Source organism: Shewanella sp. M-Br, from assembly GCF_036245925.1.
GTDB classification, from domain to species: domain Bacteria; phylum Pseudomonadota; class Gammaproteobacteria; order Enterobacterales; family Shewanellaceae; genus Shewanella; species Shewanella oncorhynchi.
The window spans coordinates 128858-151197 of sequence record NZ_BJBV01000001.1 but is presented as its reverse complement, the minus strand read 5'-3'; the positions used below and the strand labels follow the sequence as shown (position 1 = coordinate 151197).

Sequence of the window (22340 nt, the reverse complement as noted above, 5' to 3'; positions counted from 1 at the left end):
GTATGCCGGTTAGAATTCCAGATCATCTGCCCGCAGCAGGGGTGTTAGAGTCAGAAAATATTTTCGTTATGTCCGAGACGCGGGCGGCGAATCAAGATATCAGGCCGATGAAGGTGCTGATTTTGAACTTGATGCCGAACAAAATCGAGACCGAAACCCAGTTACTGCGCTTACTGGGCAACACGCCTTTACAAGTCGATGTGGATTTACTGCGCATTCACGACAAAGAATCCAAGCATACTTCCATCGACCACATGAATACTTTTTACCGTGATTTTGAAGCCGTTCGCCATAAAAATTACGACGGTCTTATCATCACAGGCGCGCCGCTTGGGCAAATCGATTTCGAAGATGTGGTTTATTGGGATCATATCCGTGAAATCATCGACTGGTCCCAAGAGCATGTCACCTCAGTGTTGTTTTTATGTTGGGCAGCCCATGCGGGCTTGTATCATCTCTATGGTTTAAATCGAAAAATATTGCAACAGAAGCGTTCTGGCGTATTTTTACATAGGCGCACTTGTCAGCATTTCCCACTACTACGTGGTTTTGATGATGAGTTCTTTGCACCCCATTCGCGTTTTGCCGAGATGGATGTGGAAGAAATTAGGCAACATCCGCAGTTGCAAGTGTTAGCGCAGTCCGATGAGGCCGGGGCCTATTTAGTATTAAGTCGCAATAACCGTAACTTGTTTGTAATGGGGCACCCTGAATATCAAAAATCGACCTTAAACGATGAATACCATAGGGATTTAGCCCAAGGCTTAACGCCAAATGTGCCACAAAACTATTATCGAAATAATAATCCAGAAGCCGAAGCCATTGCCCGCTGGCACAGCCACGGTAGTTTGTTGGTCAGTAATTGGCTCAATTATTACGTTTACCAGTTAACGCCTTATGACTTAAGTGATATGACGGCGATGACACCGTGGGAATCGCGCTAAGGTTTTGTTTAGCCTTTTATGGTGATGTGGTCACATGGATGTGACCTAAGCTGATACCCAAAAGCCCTTAATTTATCTCTCCCTTAGATGCTGTTGTCCACGCTTGACTGTGCTTAATCCCTGCCTCGCTGTAAATCCTTACTGACAATTTTCACCTGATAAAATCGACACATTAGACCAAGGAATACTTGCTTTACGTTCGCGTAAACGTCAGAGTGGTTTTATTGTCGATTTTATTAAACGTCCCAAGGCTAGCACTAGGCCTTGTGGTCAATTTGGGTTGGAGCCTGCATGAGTACTGAACCGTTAAATCAAGATATCGTTATTGTTGCCGCTAAACGCACCCCTATGGGTGGTTTTCAAGGCAGTTTGTCATCTGTTGCATCACCGACTCTAGCCGCGACAGCCATTAAGGGCTTGTTGGCGGAGACTCAATTAGCGGGTGAGCATGTTGATGAAGTCTTGATGGGCTGCGTATTACCCGCTGGTTTAGGTCAAGCGCCTGCACGTCAAGCCACTTTAGGTGCGGGATTACCCTTATCCGTTGGTGCGACCACAGTGAACAAAGTCTGTGGCTCAGGCATGAAGACGGTAATGTTAGCCCACGATTTGATTAAAGCGGGCAGTGCAAAAGTCGTGATCGCTGGCGGTATGGAAAGTATGAGCCAAGCGCCGTATCTTTTGGATAAAGCTCGCGGCGGCATGCGCATGGGCCACGGCAAAGTGCTCGATCATATGTTTTTAGATGGTCTTGAGGATGCTTATACTGGCGGCGCCATGGGAACGTTTGCCCAGAAAACCGCCGATGAATTTGGTATCACCCGCGAGCAGATGGACGCCTTTGCGCTAAGTTCGCTCGAAAAAGCCAATGCTGCGATTAACTCGGGCGCCTTTAAGACCGAAATCACGCCTGTCACAGTCAGTGATCGTCGCGGTGATGTTACTGTCGACACCGACGAGCAACCCGGTAATGCCCGCCCTGAAAAAATTCCTACGCTGCGACCAGCCTTTACCAAAGATGGCACTATCACAGCGGCTAACTCTAGCTCTATTTCCGATGGCGCAGCGGCATTGATGCTGACCTCTCGCGGCGAAGCTGAGCGTTTAGGCTTAACAGTATTAGCCACCATTAAAGGCCACACGACCCACGCCCAAGAGCCTTCACTCTTTACCACTGCACCTGTCGGCGCTATGGCGAAATTACTTGCCAATGTGGGTTGGTCAACGGATGAAGTCGATTTATTCGAAATCAACGAAGCCTTCGCCATGGTGACTATGCTTGCCGTGTCTGAACTGGGTTTAGATGTGGCTAAAGTTAACGTCAATGGCGGCGCCTGCGCCTTAGGTCATCCTATTGGTTGCTCGGGTTCACGTTTGCTGGTGACCTTAATTCATGCTTTAAAAGCCCGCGGTCTTAAGCGCGGTGTTGCCTCGCTGTGTATCGGCGGTGGAGAAGCGACGGCGATGGCCATCGAGGTTTAATCGCAAAGGTTTTTGTCAAATCAGGTTTTAGTTAAATCAACAAGACGGGGCTGGCAAGGGCAATCACTTCCCTTGAGGATAATCATAATATCGCACCGCCAGTCCATCACTCTACAAGGAAAGGATTGCAACATGACCACACAAGTAAAGCATTACATTGACGGCGAGTTTATCCAAGGTACGGGCACATCACAGATTATTGTCACCAATCCCGCGAATAACTCGCCGATTGCTGTGATTAATGCTGCCACTAGCGAAGAAGTTCACGCTGCCATTGCCAGCGCCAAAGCGGCCTTTAAAACCTGGAAAGAAGTGCCAGTGTCTGAACGCGCGCGTGTCATGTTGCGTTATCAACATCTGCTAAAAGAACATCACGACGAACTGGCGACCATTCTTGCAAAGGAAACCGGTAAAACCTTTGAAGATGCCAAGGGCGATGTATGGCGTGGTATCGAAGTTGCTGAACATGCTTGTAATGTGGCGTCATTATTGATGGGTGAAACCGTCGAGAACGTCGCGCGTTCAATTGATACTTACAGCTACACTCAACCACTCGGTGTGTGTGCCGGTATTACGCCATTTAACTTCCCTGCGATGATCCCGTTATGGATGTTCCCATTGTCGATTGCCTGCGGTAACACTTTCATTTTAAAGCCTTCTGAACAAGACCCTATGACGCCGCAGCGCCTAGTTGAGCTGTTTGTTGAGGCGGGCGCACCTAAAGGCGTATTGCAATTAGTGCATGGTGATAAAGCAGCCGTAGATATCCTGCTGGCAGACCCTGCGATTAAAGCCATTTCCTTTGTCGGTTCTGTGGCTGTGGGTCAATATATTTATAAAACGGGTACCGATAACTTAAAACGCGTGCAAGCCTTTGCGGGCGCGAAAAACCACTGCGTTATCATGCCAGATGCAAACAAACAGCAAGTGATCAACAACTTAGTCGGCGCTTCTGTGGGCGCGGCGGGTCAGCGTTGTATGGCGATTTCGGTTGCCGTGTTTGTTGGTGCCGCTAAAGAGTGGATCCCAGAATTAAAAGAAGCGTTAGCCAAAGTTCGTCCAGGTTTATGGGACGATAAAGAAGCGGGTTATGGCCCGGTTATCAGCCCAGCCGCTAAGGCGCGGGTGCTTAAACTTATCGCCCAAGGTAAAGCCGAAGGCGCCGAGTGTTTACTCGATGGCAGCGATTTTACCGTAGAAGGTTATGAATCTGGTAATTGGATTGGCCCAACTATGTTCAATAAAGTCTCCACTGAGATGAGCATCTACAAGGAAGAAATCTTTGGCCCTGTACTGTGTTGTATGGAATCAGACTCCTTAGAAGCCGCCATCGAATTAGTCAACGCCAGCCCTTATGGCAATGGCACGTCTATCTTTACTGCTAGTGGTGCTGCTGCCCGTAAATATCAACATGAAATCGAAGTCGGCCAAGTGGGGATTAACGTGCCTATTCCTGTGCCATTACCTTTCTTCTCATTTACCGGTTGGAAGGGTAGTTTCTACGGCGATCAACATGCCTACGGTAAGCAAGCGGTGCGTTTCTATACCGAGACCAAGACTATTACTTCCCGCTGGTTTGAGTCTGATATTGCCGTAGCTTCAACGCCAAATATGAGCATTAACCTACGCTAAGCTCGGTTATAAACCACGGCGTCTTTATGGCGCCCAATTTATTAAATAAAAAGTGACCATAGAGTCATAGGAGAGACCAATGGATTTTAATTTCAACGATGACCAACGTCAGTTTGCCGATCTTGCGCGCCAGTTCGCCGCGGAAGAATTAACCCCGTTCGCCGCCAAGTGGGATGAAGAACATCATTTCCCCAAAGACGTGATCCAAAAAGCCGGTGAGCTGGGTTTTTGCTCTCTGTATTCTCCAGAATCTGAAGGTGGCATGGGCTTATCGCGCCTCGATGCGTCGATTATTTTTGAAGAGCTCGCCAAGGGCTGCACAGCGACCACGGCCATGCTGACCATTCACAATATGGCGACTTGGATGGTGACGACTTGGGGCACTGAAACCCTGCGTCAGACTTGGTCTGAGTCGTTAACCACAGGGCAAATGTTAGCGTCCTATTGTTTAACTGAGCCGGGCGCAGGTTCTGACGCCGCATCTTTGCAAACCAAAGCGGTGCGTGACGGTGATGAGTATGTGATTTCAGGCTCGAAGATGTTTATCTCAGGAGCGGGCGCCACTGAGCTTTTAGTTGTGATGTGCCGCACGGGTCAAGCTGGGCCTAAGGGGATTTCTGCCATTGCCATTCCGGCGGATGCCGCTGGCGTTATTTATGGTAAAGCTGAAGATAAAATGGGCTGGAATGCCCAGCCGACCCGTCAAATCACCTTTGAAAACGTGCGCGTGCCAGTAGCGAACTTGCTCGGTGAAGAAGGCCAAGGTTTTGCTTTCGCGATGAAAGGCTTAGACGGCGGTCGCATCAATATCGCTACCTGTTCTGTGGGGACGGCGCAGTCGGCTTTAGAGCGCGCAACTCAGTATATGAATGAGCGTCAGCAATTTGGTAAACCGTTAGCGGCTTTCCAAGCGCTGCAATTTAAGCTTGCCGATATGGCGACAGAATTAGTCGCAGCCCGCCAAATGGTGCGTCTTGCGGCATTTAAACTCGATAGTGGCGATCCTGAAGCCACGGCTTATTGCGCTATGGCGAAACGCTTTGCCACCGATGTGGGTTTTCAAGTCTGCGATGCGGCGCTGCAAATTCATGGTGGATATGGTTATATAAGGGAGTACCCGCTGGAACGTCATTTCCGTGATGTGCGTGTACACCAGATTTTAGAAGGCACTAACGAAATTATGCGCTTAATTATCGCCCGTCGTTTACTCGATGAAAATGCAGGACAAATCCTGTAATTCAACTCGCAATATGCGTGACTTACAGGTCGGCGATAACTGAAAAGGAGTCTATAAAGATGGAATATTTAGTTGAACGTATCGAAGGCCACACGGCGATTCTGACCATGAACAATCCGCCAGCCAACACTTGGACCGCCGAGAGTTTGCAGGCGCTTAAAGCCAAAGTGCTTGAGCTGAATGCCAATAAAGATATTTATGCCTTAGTGTTAACGGGTCAAGGGCAAAAGTTCTTCTCCGCTGGCGCCGATTTAAAACTGTTTAGCGATGGTGACAAAGGTAATGCGGCAACGATGGCAAAGCATTTTGGTGAAGCCTTTGAAACCTTAAGCCAATTCCGCGGTGTGTCGATTGCCGCGATTAATGGCTATGCCATGGGCGGCGGCTTAGAAGTCGCGTTGGCCTGCGATATTCGTATCGCCGAAATTCAAGCTGTAATGGCATTACCCGAAGCGACGGTCGGTTTATTACCCTGTGCGGGTGGCACTCAAAATCTGACCGCATTAGTCGGTGAAGGGTGGGCTAAACGGATGATTTTATGCGGCGAGCGTATCGATGCAACTCAAGCATTGAATCTACGTTTAGTGGAAGAAGTGGTTGATACTGGCGAAGCGCTTAATGCGGCAATCGCGTTGGCCGTTAAAGTCGCTAACCAAAGCCCAAGCAGCGTCACAGCGTGCAAGACACTTATTCAAGCGGGGCGCACTATGGCTCGTAGCCAAGCGCTACCGATTGAGCGTGAGTTATTTGTCGGATTATTTGATACTGAAGATCAGGCCGAAGGCGTGAATGCGTTTTTAGGGAAACGTAAAGCTGAGTGGAGAAACCGCTAATGACGAATGTAGTAGATAATGACGTGGTCGAGCATGTCGCAAATCAGGTCACGACCACACAAAATGTGGTTTTTCAAACCTTAGCCACTGCTTCTGGCAAATTGGTTGGTGTGGTCACACTCAATGTGGAAAAAGCCCTCAATGCCTTAGATTTAGGCATGGTGCGAGCTATGACGGCGCAGCTTAATCTGTGGAAGAAAGATCCCCTTATCGCTTGCATCGTATTAGATGGCAGCGGTGAGAAGGCATTTTGTGCCGGGGGTGATGTGCGCGCTTTATACCATGCTTCCATTGCCGCTAATGGGCAAGTGACTGAGGAAGCAAAGGTTTTCTTCGAAGAGGAATATCGCCTCGATTATCTACTGCATACCTTTGGCAAACCTGTGTTGGTGTGGGGCGATGGCATTGTCATGGGCGGCGGTCTCGGTTTGATGGCGGGCGCAAGCCACAGAGTTGTTACCGAAACCTCGCGTATCGCTATGCCTGAGGTGACTATCGGCCTGTATCCCGATGTGGGCGGCAGTTATTTCCTTAATCGTATGCAGGGCAAGATGGGATTGTTTTTGGGATTGACCGCCTATCAACTCAATGCCGCCGATGCCTGTTATGTGGGCCTTGCGGATCATTACCTGAACCGCGACGACAAAGAGCTGATGTTTGATGCCATGGCAACCTTAGATTGGAGCGATACGCCGGCTCTTAATCATCAACGTTTAGATAGCATGATCAACGAGCTGTCTAATCAAGTGGATATTCCTAAGGGCGACAGTGTATTAGCCGAAAGCCAAGACATAATCGACAGGCTTATGGCGGGCAGTCTGCAGGATATTGCAGCACGCATGTCAACTTTGGTATCGGAAGAAAAGTGGTTAATGAAAGCGCGGGACACCTTCCTTGCGGGTAGCCCTATCAGCTGGCACTTGGTCTATATCCAAGGGCAGTTAGGGACTAAGCTTAGCTTAGCTCAATGTTTCAAATGGGAATTAACCGCGAGTGTTAACGTGTGCGCCCACGGTGATTTCTGCGAAGGCGTTCGTGCACTCTTGATTGATAAAGACAAGAAACCGCAATGGCGTTTTAAGGATGTTAACTCAGTACCCACAGCGGTACTTGAGCAAATATTGGCTTCCCCATGGGGCGAGGCGCATCCCTTTAACCAACTGAGTTAAGCGTTTAAGGGCCGAGTTGGCTAAGCGCTGTGTTTATCTGCTTAGCCAAGCTCGCTTTACTCTGTGATAAAGTCAGCATAATCAATTTGATAGTATTATCACAACACTAAAAAGAACAACACAGGAGTGATGGCATGAGTACAGTAGCCTTTATCGGTTTAGGTAATATGGGCGGCCCAATGGCGGCCAATTTATTAAAAGCAGGCATGACGGTTCGCGTCTTTGATTTAGTCCCAGAAGCTATGCAGCAATTGGCCGAAAAAGGCGCCTTAGTATCAAGTACCGCCTGCGGCGCGGCAGCGGGTGCAAGTGTGGTGATTACTATGTTGCCTGCGGGCAAGCATGTGAAAAGTTTATATTTAGGCAATGGAACAGACAAAGGACTCCTAGAAGTAGTTGCAGGTGATACCTTGCTCATCGATTGTTCAACCATCGATGCACAAAGCGCACAATTAGTGGCAGCTGAAGCGGCTAAAAGTGGCATCGAGTTTATGGATGCACCGGTTTCTGGCGGCACGGCAGGCGCGGCAGCGGGTACTTTAACTTTTATTTGTGGTGGCTCGGATAACGCTTTTGAACGTGCGCAGCCCGTACTTAAGGCTATGGGTGTGAATATCTTCCACGCAGGCGGTCCAGGTGCGGGGCAAGTCGCAAAAATCTGCAATAACATGCTGTTATCTGTGCTGATGGTCGGTACTTCCGAAGCACTGCAAATGGGGATTGATCACGGTCTTGATCCTAAAGTGCTATCCGACATTATGAAGGTCAGCAGTGGCGGAAACTGGACGCTAGAGAAGTACAATCCCTGCCCAGGCGTGATGGAAACAGTGCCTTCTTCTAAGGGCTATCAGGGTGGCTTTATGGTAGATTTGATGGTCAAAGATCTCGGTCTGTCACAAGAAGCTGCATTATTGAGCAACTCTAGCACGCCAATGGGTGCTTTAGCCCGCAGCTTGTATGTTAATCATGCAAGACAAGGCAATGGTCGCCGAGATTTTTCCAGTATATTTGAACAATTTGCACCACTTAAAAAATAGACACAGATAACAAGGGATCACCAGATGGATTTAAAAGATAAGGTTGTCGTCATTACTGGCGGCGCGGGTGGCTTAGGCTTAGCAATGGCGCAAAATTTTGCGCAGGCGGGTGCTAAGATAGCGCTTATCGATGTGGACCAAGAAAAACTCGAGCGAGCCTGCGCTGAGCTTGGATCGGACACTGAAGTCCAAGGTTATGCCTTAGACATTACCGACGAAGAAGATGTCGTCGCGGGTTTTGCCTATATTCTCGAAGATTTTGGTCAAGTGAACGTGTTAGTGAACAACGCCGGTATTTTGCGTGATGGCATGTTAGTCAAAGCCAAAGACGGCAAGGTCACTGATCGTATGTCTTACGAGCAATTCCAATCGGTGATCAATGTGAACCTGACCGGCAGTTTCCTCTGTGGCCGTGAGGCCGCAGCGGCCATGATTGAATCGGGTCAAGCGGGGGTGATTGTTAACATCTCTAGCCTTGCTAAGGCGGGTAATATGGGCCAATCAAATTACGCGGCCTCAAAAGCGGGTGTTGCGGCTATGTCCGTCGGTTGGGCTAAGGAGTTAGCGCGCTACAATATCCGTAGTGCAGCCGTAGCACCAGGTGTGATTGCGACCGAGATGACGGCGGCAATGAAGCCAGAAGCGTTGGAGCGTTTAGAGAAACTCGTGCCAGTTGGCCGCTTAGGTCATGCCGACGAGATAGCTTCTACCGTACGTTTTATTATTGAAAACGATTATGTTAACGGTCGTGTGTTTGAAATCGATGGTGGTATTCGTCTTTAGAGCGATATCTTATTGATTTGCATAAAAACCGAGCTTAGGCTCGGTTTTTTTATAGGGTAAATAAAGATAATGGTTCTTATACTCTAGCTTTCGGATTTATTTAGATTTCACTGTTGGAGTTGACATTTAGTTGTTAACCTTCAACAATCGCTCTCCCGTTTTTTTACATAACTTTACAAACATGTTGATCACATGTAATGGAGCTTGAAATCCGGATGTCTTGGCAGGAAAAAGCCCACTGGCTTGAGAAAATCACTAAGCGCATGATGTTGATCGTGGGTATCTTAGGGTTGGTTGTGATTTATTGCGGTTTCTTTTTTCTGCTCTTTAGTGGCCGCTCTGTGGCCGTGATCCCATGGTTTTTTCTTATCTCACCTTGGGTGTGTATTTATTTTGGTTTAACGCAAGTACAACAAGTGCAAGTGGTAAATTGGTTCTTAAAAAAATTTAAAAAATAACTAATTTACACATAACTCATTTCTGCAAGTTCATATTTTGTTTCGGTTTGTGCAGTTGGCAAACATTGGGGAGAAACAATGAAGCTACATGGATATTTATGGATGCTGGGGGGCTTATTTTGTTTAGGTGCTTGCGAGCGCTCGAACAAAGAGACGCCGCATCTTAGTGATAATGGCGCGCGCATAGTTGCGCCCTATGGTAGTTGGCAGTCTCCGCTATCGGCGACTGAAGTTTTTGAGCAGGCCGATAATGTGGCTGAGTTGCAAAGCGTTGATGGTGCTATTTATTTCTCTGAATCTGATGGTGAAAAACAAGGCCAAGTCGGGATCAAACGCCTCGATCAACGTGGAAAAATTACCGACATAGTGCCGCCTGCGTTTAATGTTAAATCCGCCGTTCATGAATACGGTGGTGCCGCCTTTTTGGGGATTGGTCAGAGTCTGTTTGCCACTAAGGCACAGGACCAACTGTTTTATCGTTTTGCCCCTAATCAACCCCCTTTGCCTTTAACGCCAAATGGTACTCGCCATGCAGATTGTATTGCTTACCCCAAAGGGTCGAGGATTATCTGTGTGCGCGAAGATCATCGTCAAGCGGGTGAGCCTAAGGCGAGTCTTGTTACCATTAATCTTAATTTTGCAGGTGAAGGCGATACCTTTGTTTCGGGCCATGACTTTATTTCTTCGCCAGCCATCTCGCCCGATAACAGCCAACTGGCGTGGATCACGTGGGAACATCCCTATATGCCATGGGATAATAGCGTGCTCTGGCTTGGGGATCTGGACCGTAAAGGGCAATTACACAATATTCGTAAGGTAAACACGCCCGCAGATTCTTCGGTGTCGCAGCCGTTATTTAGCCCCGATGGACAATTGTATGTCGTATCGGATATCAGTAACTGGTGGAATATCTATCGAGTCACGGCACAAAATACCTTAGACCCAGTGCTAAAGAAAAAGGCCGAGTTTGCGGTGGCTGATTGGTATTTAGGCAATCATAACTATGCCTTTGAATCCGAAAAAACGATTATTGCCAGTTATATGCTTGGTAGTCAGGCCGTTTTAATTCGACTGCATCTAGATTCAGGCCTGACCGAATCTTTGGCCGTCGACTTTGGTGAAATCACCCAAGTGATCCGAGGGGAAGATGCTGTTTATTTTGTCGGCGCTAAGGCGACGCCAGAGAAGGGCATTTATAAAGTGATCGGTCGTGGTACTGAGTTGGTGTATACCCCTAACTTACCAAAACTTAATCCCAACTATATCTCCCGTGCTAAAAATATTACTTTTAAAACAGGTGCTAACCAGCAAGCTTACGGTTATTTTTATGGTCCGGTTAACCCCAACTATACTGCGCCTAATGATACCCGTCCGCCCTTGATTGTAATGTTACACGGCGGTCCTACGGCGCGGGCGAGTCTGGCTTATCGCAGTGATATTCAATTTTGGACCAGCCGAGGCTTTGCGGTTCTCGATGTTAATTTCCGTGGCAGCAGTGGTTTTGGCCGTGCTTATCGTCAAAGTATCTACGGAAAATGGGGCCAAGTTGATGTGGAGGATGCGGTCAATGCGGCCCGTTATTTAGTCGATAAGGGCTGGGTTGATGGACAAAAGCTGGCGATTCGAGGTGTCAGCGCTGGTGGGTTAACTGTGATGTCGTCATTGGCATTTTATGATGTATTTCAAGCGGGGGTGAGCTATGCGGGGATCAGTGACTTTGAACAGCTCGCCAAGAGTACCCATAAATTCGAGACTGGCTACTTAGATCTGCTCATCGGCCCCTATGGTGAAAATCAAGCCCGCTATAGGGAACTGTCGCCCCTGCATCACCTTGAAGGATTGAATGAGCCTTTATTAATTTTTCAAGGATTACGCGACCAAATCGTACCACCACAGCAGTCGCGGCAGATTTATGAGGCGTTAAAAGTGAGAGGCGTACCCACGGCTTATATCGCTTATCAGGATGAACCCCACGGCGGTTGGAAACCTGAGCACAAGGCCGCAGGATTAGAAACTGAGCTGGCATTTTATGGGCAAGTGTTTAACTTTACCCCTGCGGGTAAGCTTGCAACACTGGTATTGGATAACGCCGCGGCGCTAAAGCCAACTATAGTGAGAAGTCAATAACGCGGTATTTACCGTTATTGAACTTGGCCATCACTATTGCGATTGGCTTTTACTGCAACACTCAGAGCCAGCATTTTGCTGGCTCTTGTGATTTTTATGGCTGCCATGAGTCTCGTGACTTAGGCTGTCGATAATGGCGCAGTGGGGCTGATCGCCGCCTTGGCATTGGGTCACCATGTGCTGTAATTGCGCCCTAAGCTGCTGTAACTTATTGATTTGCTCTTCGACATAGGCAAGGTGCGTTTGGGTAAGCTGCTTAACGTCCTCGGCATTACGGCTTTCATTGCCCTTAAGACCAAGCAAGGATTTGCAATCCTCTAGGCTAAAACCTAAGTCGCGGCATTGATGCACAAACTTAAGTCCTTCAATATCTTGATGGCGATAAACTCGATAACCCGCCTCATTGCGCTCGCCGCACACTAAGCCAATATCATGATAATAACGGATACTCTTAACACTTAAGCCCGTTTGTTTCGCTACTTCACCTATCTTCATTTTGACCTCTATTTTTTCAACTGAATGGTATCACCCATTTCGCCCAGCAATTAATTGTCGATGTGATCACATTGAGCAAATTCATCCTTGACTCTCCAGTGATGGGAGACTTTATCTTAGACCTATAGTGTGAAACATCAAGTGAGGGATCTCCCATGTCTATGACCAGACTCTATGTCGCCAATATGAATTGCGCTGGCTGCGTCGCAAAAATTGAAAAGGCGTTTGCCGCCCAAGAGGGCGTCGAAGCGCGTGTGAATCTCGCCGATAAGCAAGTGACGGTAGAAGGCAAGATGAGCGCAGATACCGCCTTGACTGTGATGGCGAATGCGGGTTATCCGGCGCAGGTCGTTATTGATGCTAAAGTCGCCGCCGAAGAAAAACGCCTTGAAGATGCCGCCGAGTATCGACTGCGGATGCGCCAAGCTATAGCCGCGCTCGTTGTGGGTGTGCCTATGATGCTGTGGGGATTACTGGGCGGTGAAATGATGATCAACAGCCCAAATCTGCAGTTAGGTTGGGGCATCATGGGACTGGTCACTTTGGCTTTACTCATCACCACAGGTGGCCATTTTTATCAAGGAATGTGGCGGGCGCTCAAAGCCAAAACCACTAACATGGATACGCTGATTGTGCTGGGTACCAGTACCGCGTGGGCCTATTCCATGTTGGTAGTCATTATGCCGAGCGCATTCCCTATGGATACCCGCCATGTGTACTTTGAGGCGAGTGTGATGATTCTAGGTTTAATTAACTTAGGTCATGGACTCGAGCTTAAAGCGCGGGGCAAAACCAGCGAAGCGGTGCAGCGACTGCTCGGGTTGCAATCCACTACTGCGATTCGTATCACGGATAAGGGTGATGAAAAGGTTGAGATAAGTCAGTTGAAACTGGGTGATAAGCTGCGTTTGCGCCCCGGTGACAGAGTTGCCCTTGATGGTGAGGTCGAAACAGGACAATCCCTACTTGATGAAGCCATGCTCACAGGTGAGCCTATTCCCGTGCTTAAAAATCGCGGAGACAGTGTGAGTGCGGGCACAGTCAACGGCAATGGCAGCCTAGTTTACCGAGTGACGGCGGGACAACAAGATACTAAGCTCGCCAAAATCATTGCATTGGTGCAACAGGCACAAACCTCAAAATTACCCATAGGTCGATTGGCCGATAAGATCTCCGCGGTATTTGTCCCGACTGTGGTGGCGATAGCGCTGCTGGCGGCGGCTATTTGGTATTTTGCAGGTCCAGCGCCCGCCTTAAGCCATGCGTTAGTGGTGCTGACGAGTGTGCTCATCATAGCGTGTCCCTGTGCGTTGGGGCTGGCTACGCCTATGTCTATCATGGTGGCTGTGGGCCGCGCCGCCCAAATGGGCGTGTTAGTCAAAAATGGCGAAGCGTTGCAAACCGCCAGTAAAGTTGATTGTGTGGTGCTGGATAAAACCGGCACTGTCACCTTAGGTAAGCCGCAAGTCACTGACTTTGTATTAGTACAAACACTGAGTGATGCCGACAAAGAAACCTTGCTGGGCGAAATTGCAAGCCTTGAGCAGCACTCTGAGCATCCGTTAGCGGGGGCGATTGTCAGTTATGCCAAGGAATCACTGACGCAATTGCCCGATACACAGGCGTTTACGAACCATCAAGGTAAGGGGATTGAGGGCAAGGTCGATGGCGTATCGCTGGCGATAGGTAATCTCGCCTTGATGACGGCATTGAATATTGTCAATTCCGATGGCAGTGCCTTAGATCCTAACGCGACATTAAGTTTTGCGAACCAAGGTAAAACCCCAATTTATATCGCTAAAGCGGGCAAGTTAGTGGCCACTATCGCACTTGCCGATCCGATTAAACCCGATGCCAAAGAAGCCATTGCGGCCATGCTGCAAAGGGGCATTCGCGTGGTGCTGTTAACGGGGGATAACCCACAAACGGCGCAGGCGGTGGCCGACCAAGTGGGTATCACCGAAGTGATTGCTGGTGTATTGCCCGAGCAAAAACAACAGTATGTGCTGGATTTACAAAAGCAAGGGCATGTGGTGGCTATGGTAGGGGATGGTATTAATGATGCGCCAGCTCTGATGAGTGCCGATGTGGGGATCGCGATGGGATCGGGCACTGAGGTGGCGATTGAAAGTGCGGATATCACCTTACTGTCGCAGCAATTGATAGTGATTGCTAACTTATTGGCATTGTCGCGGGCGACGATTACCAATATTAAGCAGAATCTGTTCGGCGCCTTTGTGTATAACAGTTTGGGTATTCCGGTTGCGGCGGGCGTGCTTTATCCACTTACTGGCATGTTATTAAGCCCTGTGATTGCGGGTGCGGCCATGGCTTTGTCTTCACTTACTGTCGTCACGAACGCCAACCGCTTAAGACGGCAGAAGTTATAAGTTGTCGATACCTAAGCTAACTTAAAATGTTGAAACGGGTATCTTGAGTTAGCTTAGGGCTATGTCCACATTAGCCTTTGGCGTTGGCAAGCTTTGCGACGCTAAGGGTCATCAGATTGTCATTCTGCTCGAATACATTGAAAGCTAAGCCAATAGGGTAAAATTAATTACGCTTCTCACGCAGGCATTGTGCGGCGATTTCGGCATTCCCTCTGGCTTTTGATCAGCCTTGGTAGTTGATAATTTAGCCCAAACTGCTATAGTGCCACGTTTATTTTTACCCCTTCGGCATAGCGTTATTTGGTTTATGCTTATTTAAAGCGGCGCCAGCTGGCTCGGCCAACATTACTCGATTTGGAAGTTCATTTTGATCACAACAGCAAATATCACCATGCAGTTCGGCGCTAAGCCACTGTTTGAAAACATCTCAGTTAAATTTGGCGGTGGTAACCGTTACGGTCTTATCGGCGCGAATGGCTGTGGTAAATCGACCTTCATGAAGATCCTGTGTGGTGATCTAGATCCTAGCAGCGGTAACGTCTCGTTAGATGTGAATGAGCGTCTGGGTAAATTAAGCCAGAACCAGTTCGGTTATGAAGAATTCAACCTGATCGACACAGTGATCATGGGCCACCGCGAACTGTGGAAGGTAAAGCAAGAGCGTGACCGTATTTATTCTTTACCAGAAATGAGTGAAGAAGACGGCATTACCGTTGCCAACCTAGAGATGGATTTTGCTGAGATGGACGGTTATACCGCCGAATCTCGCGCCGGTGAATTGCTGTTAGGTGTAGGTATCGGTATCGACAGCCATTTTGGTTTGATGTCTGAAATCGCACCGGGTTTAAAACTGCGTGTACTATTAGCGCAAGCCCTGTTCTCTGATCCAGACGTGCTGTTGCTCGACGAACCTACCAACAACTTGGACATCGACACAATCCGTTGGTTACAAGACATGTTGAACCAACGTAGCAGTACTATGGTTATTATTTCGCATGATAGATATTTCTTAAACTCAGTTTGTACTCACATGGCTGACTTAGACTACGGCGAACTGCGCGTTTATCCAGGTAACTACGACGAATACATGCAAGCGGCTACTCAAGCTCGCGAGCGTTTATTGTCTGATAATGCGAAGAAAAAAGCTCAGATCTCTGAACTGCAAACCTTCGTCGCACGCTTCTCGGCTAACGCTTCTAAAGCGAAACAAGCCACATCACGTGCCCGTCAAATCGACAAGATTAAGTTAGATGAAGTAAAAGCCTCTAGCCGTGTGAACCCCTTCATTCGTTTCGAGCAAGAGAAGAAATTGTTCCGTAATGCCTTAGTGATTGAAAACCTAACTAAAGGCTACGACACTCCGTTATTCAAAGACTTAAACTTAATTGTTGAAGTGGGCGAGCGCATTGCGGTATTGGGTGAAAACGGCGTCGGTAAAACAACCCTGTTACGTACCCTGATCCACGATATTCCGCAGGATGCAGGTACTATCCAATGGTCTGAAAACGCTAACATTGGTTACTATGCACAGGACCATGAGTCTGATTTCGCTAACGAAATGACGCTGTTCGAGTGGATGAGCCAATGGCGCAAGCCAGAAGATGACGACCAATCGGTACGTGGCATCTTAGGCCGTATGTTGTTTGGCTCTGACGACATTAAAAAGTCAGTCAAAGTGCTGTCTGGTGGTGAGAAAGGTCGTATGTTATTCGGCAAGCTCATCATGCAAAAAGCCAATATTTTAGTGCTCGACGAACCGACCAACCACATGGATATGGAATCGATTGAATCACTGAACAACGCGCTGGAAATGTACGAAGGGACCTTGATTTTCGTGAGTCATGACCGTGCATTCGTATCGTCTCTGGCAAACCGTATCCTTGAAGTCACTCACTCAGGTGTGAATGATTTCAGAGGCACTTATGATGAGTTCCTTGCCAGCAAAGGCATTGAAGTCTAACGCTATTTGTTATTTAGCTGCATGTGTAAATACATGCATTTAAATACATGCATTTAAATACATGCATTTAAATACATGCATTCAAATACAGTGCAGCTAAATGCAGCATCAATAAAAACGCCGCGATTCATTGCGGCGTTTTTGTATCCATTTGCTGTCTTTTATCTAGCGATTAGCTTTTCGCGCACTCGATTTTAGCGCATTGGCGGCACTCGTTAGGGCGCTGACTCTTGCTGCACATAAATCAAATTGTCGGTATCAAAGCCGCGGGCTTTAGACATTTCAACAAACTTTTGCAGCACCTCGGGTGGCACAGTCGGGGTTTTAGCCAATAGCCACAAATAATCCGTGTCGGGTCCTGATATAAAAGCGTATTGATAGTTTTTATGGTCTAATTCGAAGACCACATACGATCCATAAAATGGCCCAAAGAAGGAGACTTTCAAATAGCCTTCTGAGTCCCCATTCACAAAATAGGCTTTTCCTTCGGCTTCTTTCCATTCGTTTTTAGCCGCTGAAAATCCACGGTTAATGACCCTAACACCGCCATCCTCTTTCAGGCTGTATTCTGCGCTAATTTGGCTTAAGCCTCTTTCGAATGAATGATCTAATCGTGCAATTTCGTACCATTTACCTAAGTATTTATTTAGCTCAAAATCATTCACGGGTTGAACCAGTTTAGGCATGCCTAAGCAACCGCTGAGCAAAAATATACTAATGACTAACAGTAGCTTTCTCAATTAGACCTCCAGATCTTAAGTTTTAGTCGCACGTCTTAAGTGCAATGTTCAATCAATCCTCTGTCGAGCTTACACTATTTTCTTCACATTATTTCAGCAACTTGGCAAAGTATTGTTGGTTAGCCGCTCGTAATCAATGCGTTGCGCTGACTGATAAAGCCTTGGCTAATGCCGGCCAGAATAATCAAGCCGACACCGCTTAATTGCATGGGACTCAAGCTTTCACCAAATATCCACCATGCCAGCGTCACTACGATAACCGGTTCCACATAGGCGAGGGTGCCAAAGGTGACTGCAGGCAATTGCCGCAGGGCTTTTACCGCCAGTAATATTGCTAAAAATCCGGGGAAGAATCCAATCGCGATCAACCAAACAATTTGCGGCAAACTTGGCGTCAGCGGTGCATTTATCACTAAGGGCAGCAGACATAAAGCGCCGACACAAAGCTGCACTAAAGTGCTTTGATAGGGCGAACTCAGGCTAGGTTTTCGGTTGATTAACATAAAACCGCAGTAGGTTAATAAGGCGAGTAGGGAATAAAAATAGCCTAATAATTCAGTGTGATTGCTCGCTTGCTGCGGCCCTGTTGGGATCATTAACATAAAGCCCATCAGCGCGACCACTACGCTTGCCATGCTTAAGCGGGTGAGTTTCTCGGCAAAGAAATAATGGGCGAAAATAGCCGACACCACAGGGGCTAAGTAAATAATCATGATCACATTGGCCATTTGGGTGTACTGAATGGCTTCAATGTAAAACGCCATAAAACCCGCGAGCATAATGCCATTCACTAAGGTACGTTTACTGGGTCTATGGCGAATCTGATGGCCTTTACCTGTAAGCAGCATATAAGCCAATAGAAATAGGGCACCGAGCAGTAAGCGGTAGAAGGTAATGTGTTCGGCGGGCAGGGCGGCAAAGCGCGCTAATACACCGATTGTGCCCATAAGAATGGCCGCCAATAGGGCAAAAATGATAGCTAAAGCTGAGCTGGGCATAGATAACCTACAACAGAGTGAATAGAGAGTTAAGGGGCGACACCGTCCTGTGGACGGCGTCGATTTTGCCTTAAAAACTCACCCTAGGCTATGCCGATGTATTAACTTAAATAATGCTTTTACGTGAACGGAAATGGTTAAAGCTATCTTGGCTGTAGGCCGCCTTAATCCGTTTTAACGCGGCGTAATTGTGGTCAAAGTACACATCTGTAGGGATGCCCTTATCTTTGAAACCGATAAAAGCGCCCGAGGTGTTGGGGATGTCATAGTTTCGGCTGGCATCAATCCAATCGAGCGCACGATTAATGCGGGTAAACACTTGTCTATCCTGCAATTGTTGTTTCTCTTGCAGGGCGTTATTCCACCAAGTTTGATATTGAATCGTGTATTGTCTGTCCTTGTAGGGGAAGGCGCTGCGACTCTTTTGCTCTTCGCCCATAGTGCGATAATAATCACCTGCAATGGCGCCAAGGGTGACATAGGTAAATAGCCCCAATTGGCGATTACCTTCAAGTACATAGCGAGAGGTTAAGCTTTCAAGCAGTGGCTTATAACCGTCCCTGAGCCCCGTTTGATTCACTAAGCGTGAGGTGACTTTATGGGGCGCGGGTTCATCCACATCGGTTGGATTAGGTGAGCGGCTTATGCCTTGTAAGTCAGCTTGCAGATGATGAAAAGATTCCCTTTCCCAACTGGGCATTAAGTTTTCACCGTAGGCTTTGGTGAGTCCGCCCATACCCTCAATGCGAATATCATTGGGGACTAGGCCAAATTCATTAAATTGTGTCTGGATAAAGTGGTTTAGGCTGGCGGAATTGCCCTCCCAAAAACCATACATCAAGCAGTTATGCGTAATTGAGTCAGTGTCTATGTCGAGTGTTTTGTGTTGTTCTACGGGTAAATGTTTGGCATTAATCTTGAGATTAGTGCCAATCAAACAGCCAGTGCTGTCGGCATTTATGATGGCTTCCCAGCGCTGTAAAATGTCTTTAGTTGGGGTGTGCTCAATGAGTTCATGGGTTTGTTTATCGTAGCAATTCCATTCTAATTCAAACTTGATAAGGCCAGGTGGTAGTGGAAAGGTTTGCACAAAAAAGCGGGTCACTATGCCGTAACTTAACCCACCGCCACCCTTGAGCGCCCAGAGTAACTCAGGTTTATTGGCAACAGAGACGACTTGAGTTTCACCAATGCCGAGGACAATTTCTGCCTGTAATAGGGATTCGCAGCACATGCCGTGTTTGCGGGTCCAAGGTCCTGAGCCGCCGCCCATAATAAATCCCGCTAAGGCAACACTGCCACAGGAGCTATGGGGGATCATCACGCCTTTTTTCGCAAGCGCAGTGGTGAGATTGATAAAGCGATTGCCTGGGCCAATGGCCGCAATACCTGTGATGGGATCTAAAGTGAGGCTATCCATCTTCAGCAGATCTAACACTATGGTATTCGTTTCAGTGCTTTCACCTTCGTGATCATTCCCACCCGAGCGCACGCTGATCGGCAAGTTATAATCGATGGCCGCCTTATAGGCGATTTTGACTTCTTCAGTTGACGTGCATTTGATGATCGCCAGAGGCTTTTTTTGTAACCGGCGGTTGAACAGTTGGCAAGCCTGTTGGTAGGCGATCATTTGCTTACCCGTGCTGACCGAGAGTTGTTGCTCACTATAATAATGGCCACTGGTAATAATATTTTCGGCCGGAATGTGTGCGCGAACTTCATTGATGAAATTAACAAAGTTTTTGGCTTGAGTGATCACTAAGTTTTCACTAATACGCACTTCAGCACTTAATTCTTCTTCGGTCGATTGAATAATCAAACAATCCCGTTCGAGTTCATTTGCAACGGTGACTTTAATATTAGAGCGATAGGCTGTCAGCGATTTAAACACTTCAACATTGAGTGTAATATCCGCTTGATTACTCGCCGTGTAATTAACTAAATAACTAAAATTAGGCCAAGTGTTATAGTTACATTCAATAATATAGGCTCGGCGTTCGTGGGGTGGAATAATCTTAGGCAGTTGTTGATTATAAGTGTTGCTATCCGCAGTGGTTTTTATGAATTGATATTCAGTGTCATTAAATATGACCAGCAGCACTTTTTGTCTTTTAAGTGGGATAAAGTTTTCACCACGAATATTATGTGCATCTTGATGCTGATAAATGTAGAGGTTATTTTCGCTAATCGATTTTTGTTGCGCTGGATTACGGTAATAGTCAACGATTTCAGTTCGGGTTAATAATCGATTGAGCAAGGTGATGCCAAATATTTCACCATCGAAATGTGTATCGCGATGATTCGGTAATGACACGTTTTCAATTAAAAACTCATTGTCGGCAACCAGTGACAGGTTATTGAGTTGTGTATGGGTAATTTCACCATCCACATAACAATTGATTTCATGGTATTCATGGCAGATAGACAATAAGTGCCACTGGCCATCGTTGAGTCCACCTAAGGTTGAAATTGCCTCAACCCGCAGTAAGGTGGTATTAATCACGCATTCAATATGCCCAAGTGAATTAATATCCACCGCAAAATAGGTATCTTCTCGATCGGTTTTATAATGGAACACACGCCCACCCGCGCTGGTTTTTACCCAACACTGGTAAGTAAATATGGCAAGGGGTGACGTGCTCACGGGTAAGCTTTTTTCAATCACTGCCCGTATATTTCTTGATGCCTCAAGCTTGTCCATATTCATGAGTCCTTTCGTGTGCTTTGCGTGTTTTCCTCAATGCGGTAAAGCGCTACTGAGGTCATTCATCCCGTTGTTGATCCATCGCGGATAACTAAGCCGCGGGTAACTATGTTTTGGGTAAATCAGTTTTGGGTCAATCAGTTTTGGGTCAATCAGTTTTGGGTAAATCAGTTGCGGGCAAACAAGTCGCCAATTAATAGGTATTAAAGCGATGTATTGATCCTGTCACGGCCATCAGCTTTGGCGCGATACAATGCGGTATCGGCCGCGCACAGCATGGCGAGTGAGGTACGGAATTGGCCATTGATTTCACTCGCAATTCCTTGGCTCGCACTCACAGAGACATAGTCGCGCAGGCCTTGCTCAGTAAAGCGCAGGTCATTAATCCCTTGCTGCACTTTTTGGGCAATCGTCAGTGCCATTTTGGCATTGTGGCTTGGCAGAATTAGCGCGAACTCTTCGCCGCCGTAACGCGCTGCCAGGCCAATTTCTATCGGCACTATGTCAGCAATCACTTTGGCAATCTTACGTAGGCATTCATCCCCTTGGATATGGCCGAATTGGTCGTTGAACACTTTGAAGTAATCCACATCGATAATCACCACGCTGATAGGGCGCAACTTACCTGTGCATTCTTCCCAGTAGTGATGCAGCATTTCATCAAAATATCGGCGGTTCGCCAGTCCTGTCAGTGAATCTGTGGCGGCCAATTTACGTAGCTTTTGATTTTCCGCTTTGTGCTGCGTTAAATCGTGCATCATCATCACAAACAGAGGTTCATGGCTGGGGATGTAGGAAATGGAGAGCTCAACATCTTTTGCTTTGCCTGAGGCAGTAATGAGGGTGATTTCTTCGGCTGAGTGCTGCACTGGAATACCGCAATTTTTGCCTAATTTAATATCATTGCTCAGCAGATTGTCGTAGCGAGCTTGATGGTGTTCGGTCAAAAAGTTGCGCCAATCTTGTCCCTTCAAACTGGCCTGCGGGCACGTCAGTAAGTCAGCACCTTTGCTATTGCTAAAGTAAATGTAACCTTGGGCATTGACGATAATCACCGGTTCAGTCAGATGCTGAATAAACTGTTGAATCGTTTCAATCGAGGCATGTTCGAAGAAGGTTAACGGCAATGCGGGCTCGACCAAGCCTTGCTGCGCAGTGCACTGTGAACCATTGCCTTCACCCACAAGTGATAATGGATGTTGTGAACGTGTCAGTTTAGGTGAGCTTGTCATTGTTATCATTCTCCGTGAACCTAATGTCATCTGCGCTAAGCGCTTTTCTGATGATGACTTTATTCTTCGCAAAGAAAAGATACCTTCTGCTTACCTTCCGATTTAATCTATTGTTTATA

At 47.4% G+C, this 22340-nt stretch carries 17 protein-coding genes; 12 read left to right on the top strand and 5 right to left on the bottom strand.

Annotation, left to right across the window (positions count from 1 at the left end; all coding sequences use genetic code 11):
• Positions 1-2 precede the first annotated feature (2 nt).
• From metA to AAA952_RS00610, 10 genes are all read left to right on the top strand, one after another.
• Positions 3-944: a homoserine O-acetyltransferase MetA gene (metA, locus tag AAA952_RS00655; protein WP_198573591.1), complete on the top strand. Its 942-nt coding sequence runs from the start codon at positions 3-5 to the stop codon at positions 942-944.
• 291 nt (positions 945-1235) lie between these two features.
• Complete coding sequence (locus AAA952_RS00650) at positions 1236-2426, top strand: thiolase family protein (RefSeq protein ID WP_338253513.1); 1191 nt, start codon at positions 1236-1238, stop codon at positions 2424-2426.
• A gap of 132 nt (positions 2427-2558) precedes the next feature.
• Positions 2559-4058 (top strand): CoA-acylating methylmalonate-semialdehyde dehydrogenase, encoded by a 1500-nt coding sequence (locus AAA952_RS00645; RefSeq protein WP_338253511.1) that lies wholly within the window; start codon positions 2559-2561, stop codon positions 4056-4058.
• A 79-nt stretch (positions 4059-4137) separates the two neighbouring features.
• Entirely contained in the window at positions 4138-5295 is a 1158-nt protein-coding gene (locus tag AAA952_RS00640) for an acyl-CoA dehydrogenase family protein (RefSeq protein WP_338253509.1), read from the top strand.
• 59 nt (positions 5296-5354) lie between these two features.
• Positions 5355-6128 carry an enoyl-CoA hydratase gene (locus AAA952_RS00635; protein ID WP_173245775.1) on the top strand — a complete coding sequence of 258 codons (774 nt, stop codon included), beginning with the start codon at positions 5355-5357 and terminating at the stop codon, positions 6126-6128.
• Positions 6128-7297, top strand: coding sequence for an enoyl-CoA hydratase/isomerase family protein (locus tag AAA952_RS00630; protein ID WP_028760562.1), 1170 nt, complete (start codon positions 6128-6130; stop codon positions 7295-7297). The genes AAA952_RS00635 and AAA952_RS00630 overlap by 1 nt, the downstream gene beginning before the upstream one ends.
• 134 nt (positions 7298-7431) lie before the next feature.
• Positions 7432-8334 carry a 3-hydroxyisobutyrate dehydrogenase gene (gene mmsB, locus AAA952_RS00625; RefSeq protein ID WP_338253505.1) on the top strand — a complete coding sequence of 301 codons (903 nt, stop codon included), beginning with the start codon at positions 7432-7434 and terminating at the stop codon, positions 8332-8334.
• Between the two features lie 24 nt (positions 8335-8358).
• Positions 8359-9117 (top strand): SDR family oxidoreductase, encoded by a 759-nt coding sequence (locus AAA952_RS00620; protein WP_011846385.1) that lies wholly within the window; start codon positions 8359-8361, stop codon positions 9115-9117.
• Between the two features lie 215 nt (positions 9118-9332).
• The gene (locus AAA952_RS00615) at positions 9333-9575 is read left to right on the top strand and encodes a hypothetical protein (RefSeq protein ID WP_028760560.1); all 243 of its coding nucleotides are present in this window, start codon (positions 9333-9335) and stop codon (positions 9573-9575) included.
• Positions 9576-9653: 78 nt separating this feature from the next.
• Positions 9654-11702, top strand: coding sequence for an alpha/beta hydrolase family protein (locus AAA952_RS00610; protein WP_028760559.1), 2049 nt, complete (start codon positions 9654-9656; stop codon positions 11700-11702).
• Positions 11703-11735: 33 nt separating this feature from the next.
• On the opposite strand, the gene AAA952_RS00605 is transcribed toward AAA952_RS00610, so the two are convergent.
• Positions 11736-12197, bottom strand: coding sequence for a Cu(I)-responsive transcriptional regulator (locus AAA952_RS00605; protein ID WP_338253500.1), 462 nt, complete (start codon positions 12195-12197; stop codon positions 11736-11738).
• Positions 12198-12352: 155 nt separating this feature from the next.
• On the opposite strand from AAA952_RS00605, the gene AAA952_RS00600 reads away from it, so the two are divergent.
• Both AAA952_RS00600 and AAA952_RS00595 read left to right on the top strand, forming a co-directional pair.
• Positions 12353-14587 (top strand): heavy metal translocating P-type ATPase, encoded by a 2235-nt coding sequence (locus AAA952_RS00600; RefSeq protein ID WP_173497117.1) that lies wholly within the window; start codon positions 12353-12355, stop codon positions 14585-14587.
• A gap of 367 nt (positions 14588-14954) precedes the next feature.
• Entirely contained in the window at positions 14955-16547 is a 1593-nt protein-coding gene (locus tag AAA952_RS00595) for an ABC-F family ATPase (protein ID WP_219250205.1), read from the top strand.
• A gap of 215 nt (positions 16548-16762) precedes the next feature.
• On the opposite strand, the gene AAA952_RS00590 is transcribed toward AAA952_RS00595, so the two are convergent.
• The 4 genes from AAA952_RS00590 to AAA952_RS00575 all read right to left on the bottom strand — a co-directional run bounded on the left by AAA952_RS00590 (position 16763) and on the right by AAA952_RS00575 (position 22221).
• Complete coding sequence (locus AAA952_RS00590; protein ID WP_338253495.1) at positions 16763-17287, bottom strand: lipocalin family protein; 525 nt, start codon at positions 17285-17287, stop codon at positions 16763-16765.
• Positions 17288-17406: 119 nt separating this feature from the next.
• Positions 17407-18285, bottom strand: a complete 879-nt coding sequence (locus AAA952_RS00585) for a DMT family transporter (RefSeq protein WP_113938922.1) — start codon at positions 18283-18285, stop codon at positions 17407-17409.
• A 106-nt stretch (positions 18286-18391) separates the two neighbouring features.
• Entirely contained in the window at positions 18392-20986 is a 2595-nt protein-coding gene (locus tag AAA952_RS00580) for an FAD-binding protein (RefSeq protein WP_338253492.1), read from the bottom strand.
• A 206-nt stretch (positions 20987-21192) separates the two neighbouring features.
• Positions 21193-22221: a sensor domain-containing diguanylate cyclase gene (locus AAA952_RS00575; protein ID WP_105249692.1), complete on the bottom strand. Its 1029-nt coding sequence runs from the start codon at positions 22219-22221 to the stop codon at positions 21193-21195.
• Positions 22222-22340 lie beyond the last annotated feature (119 nt).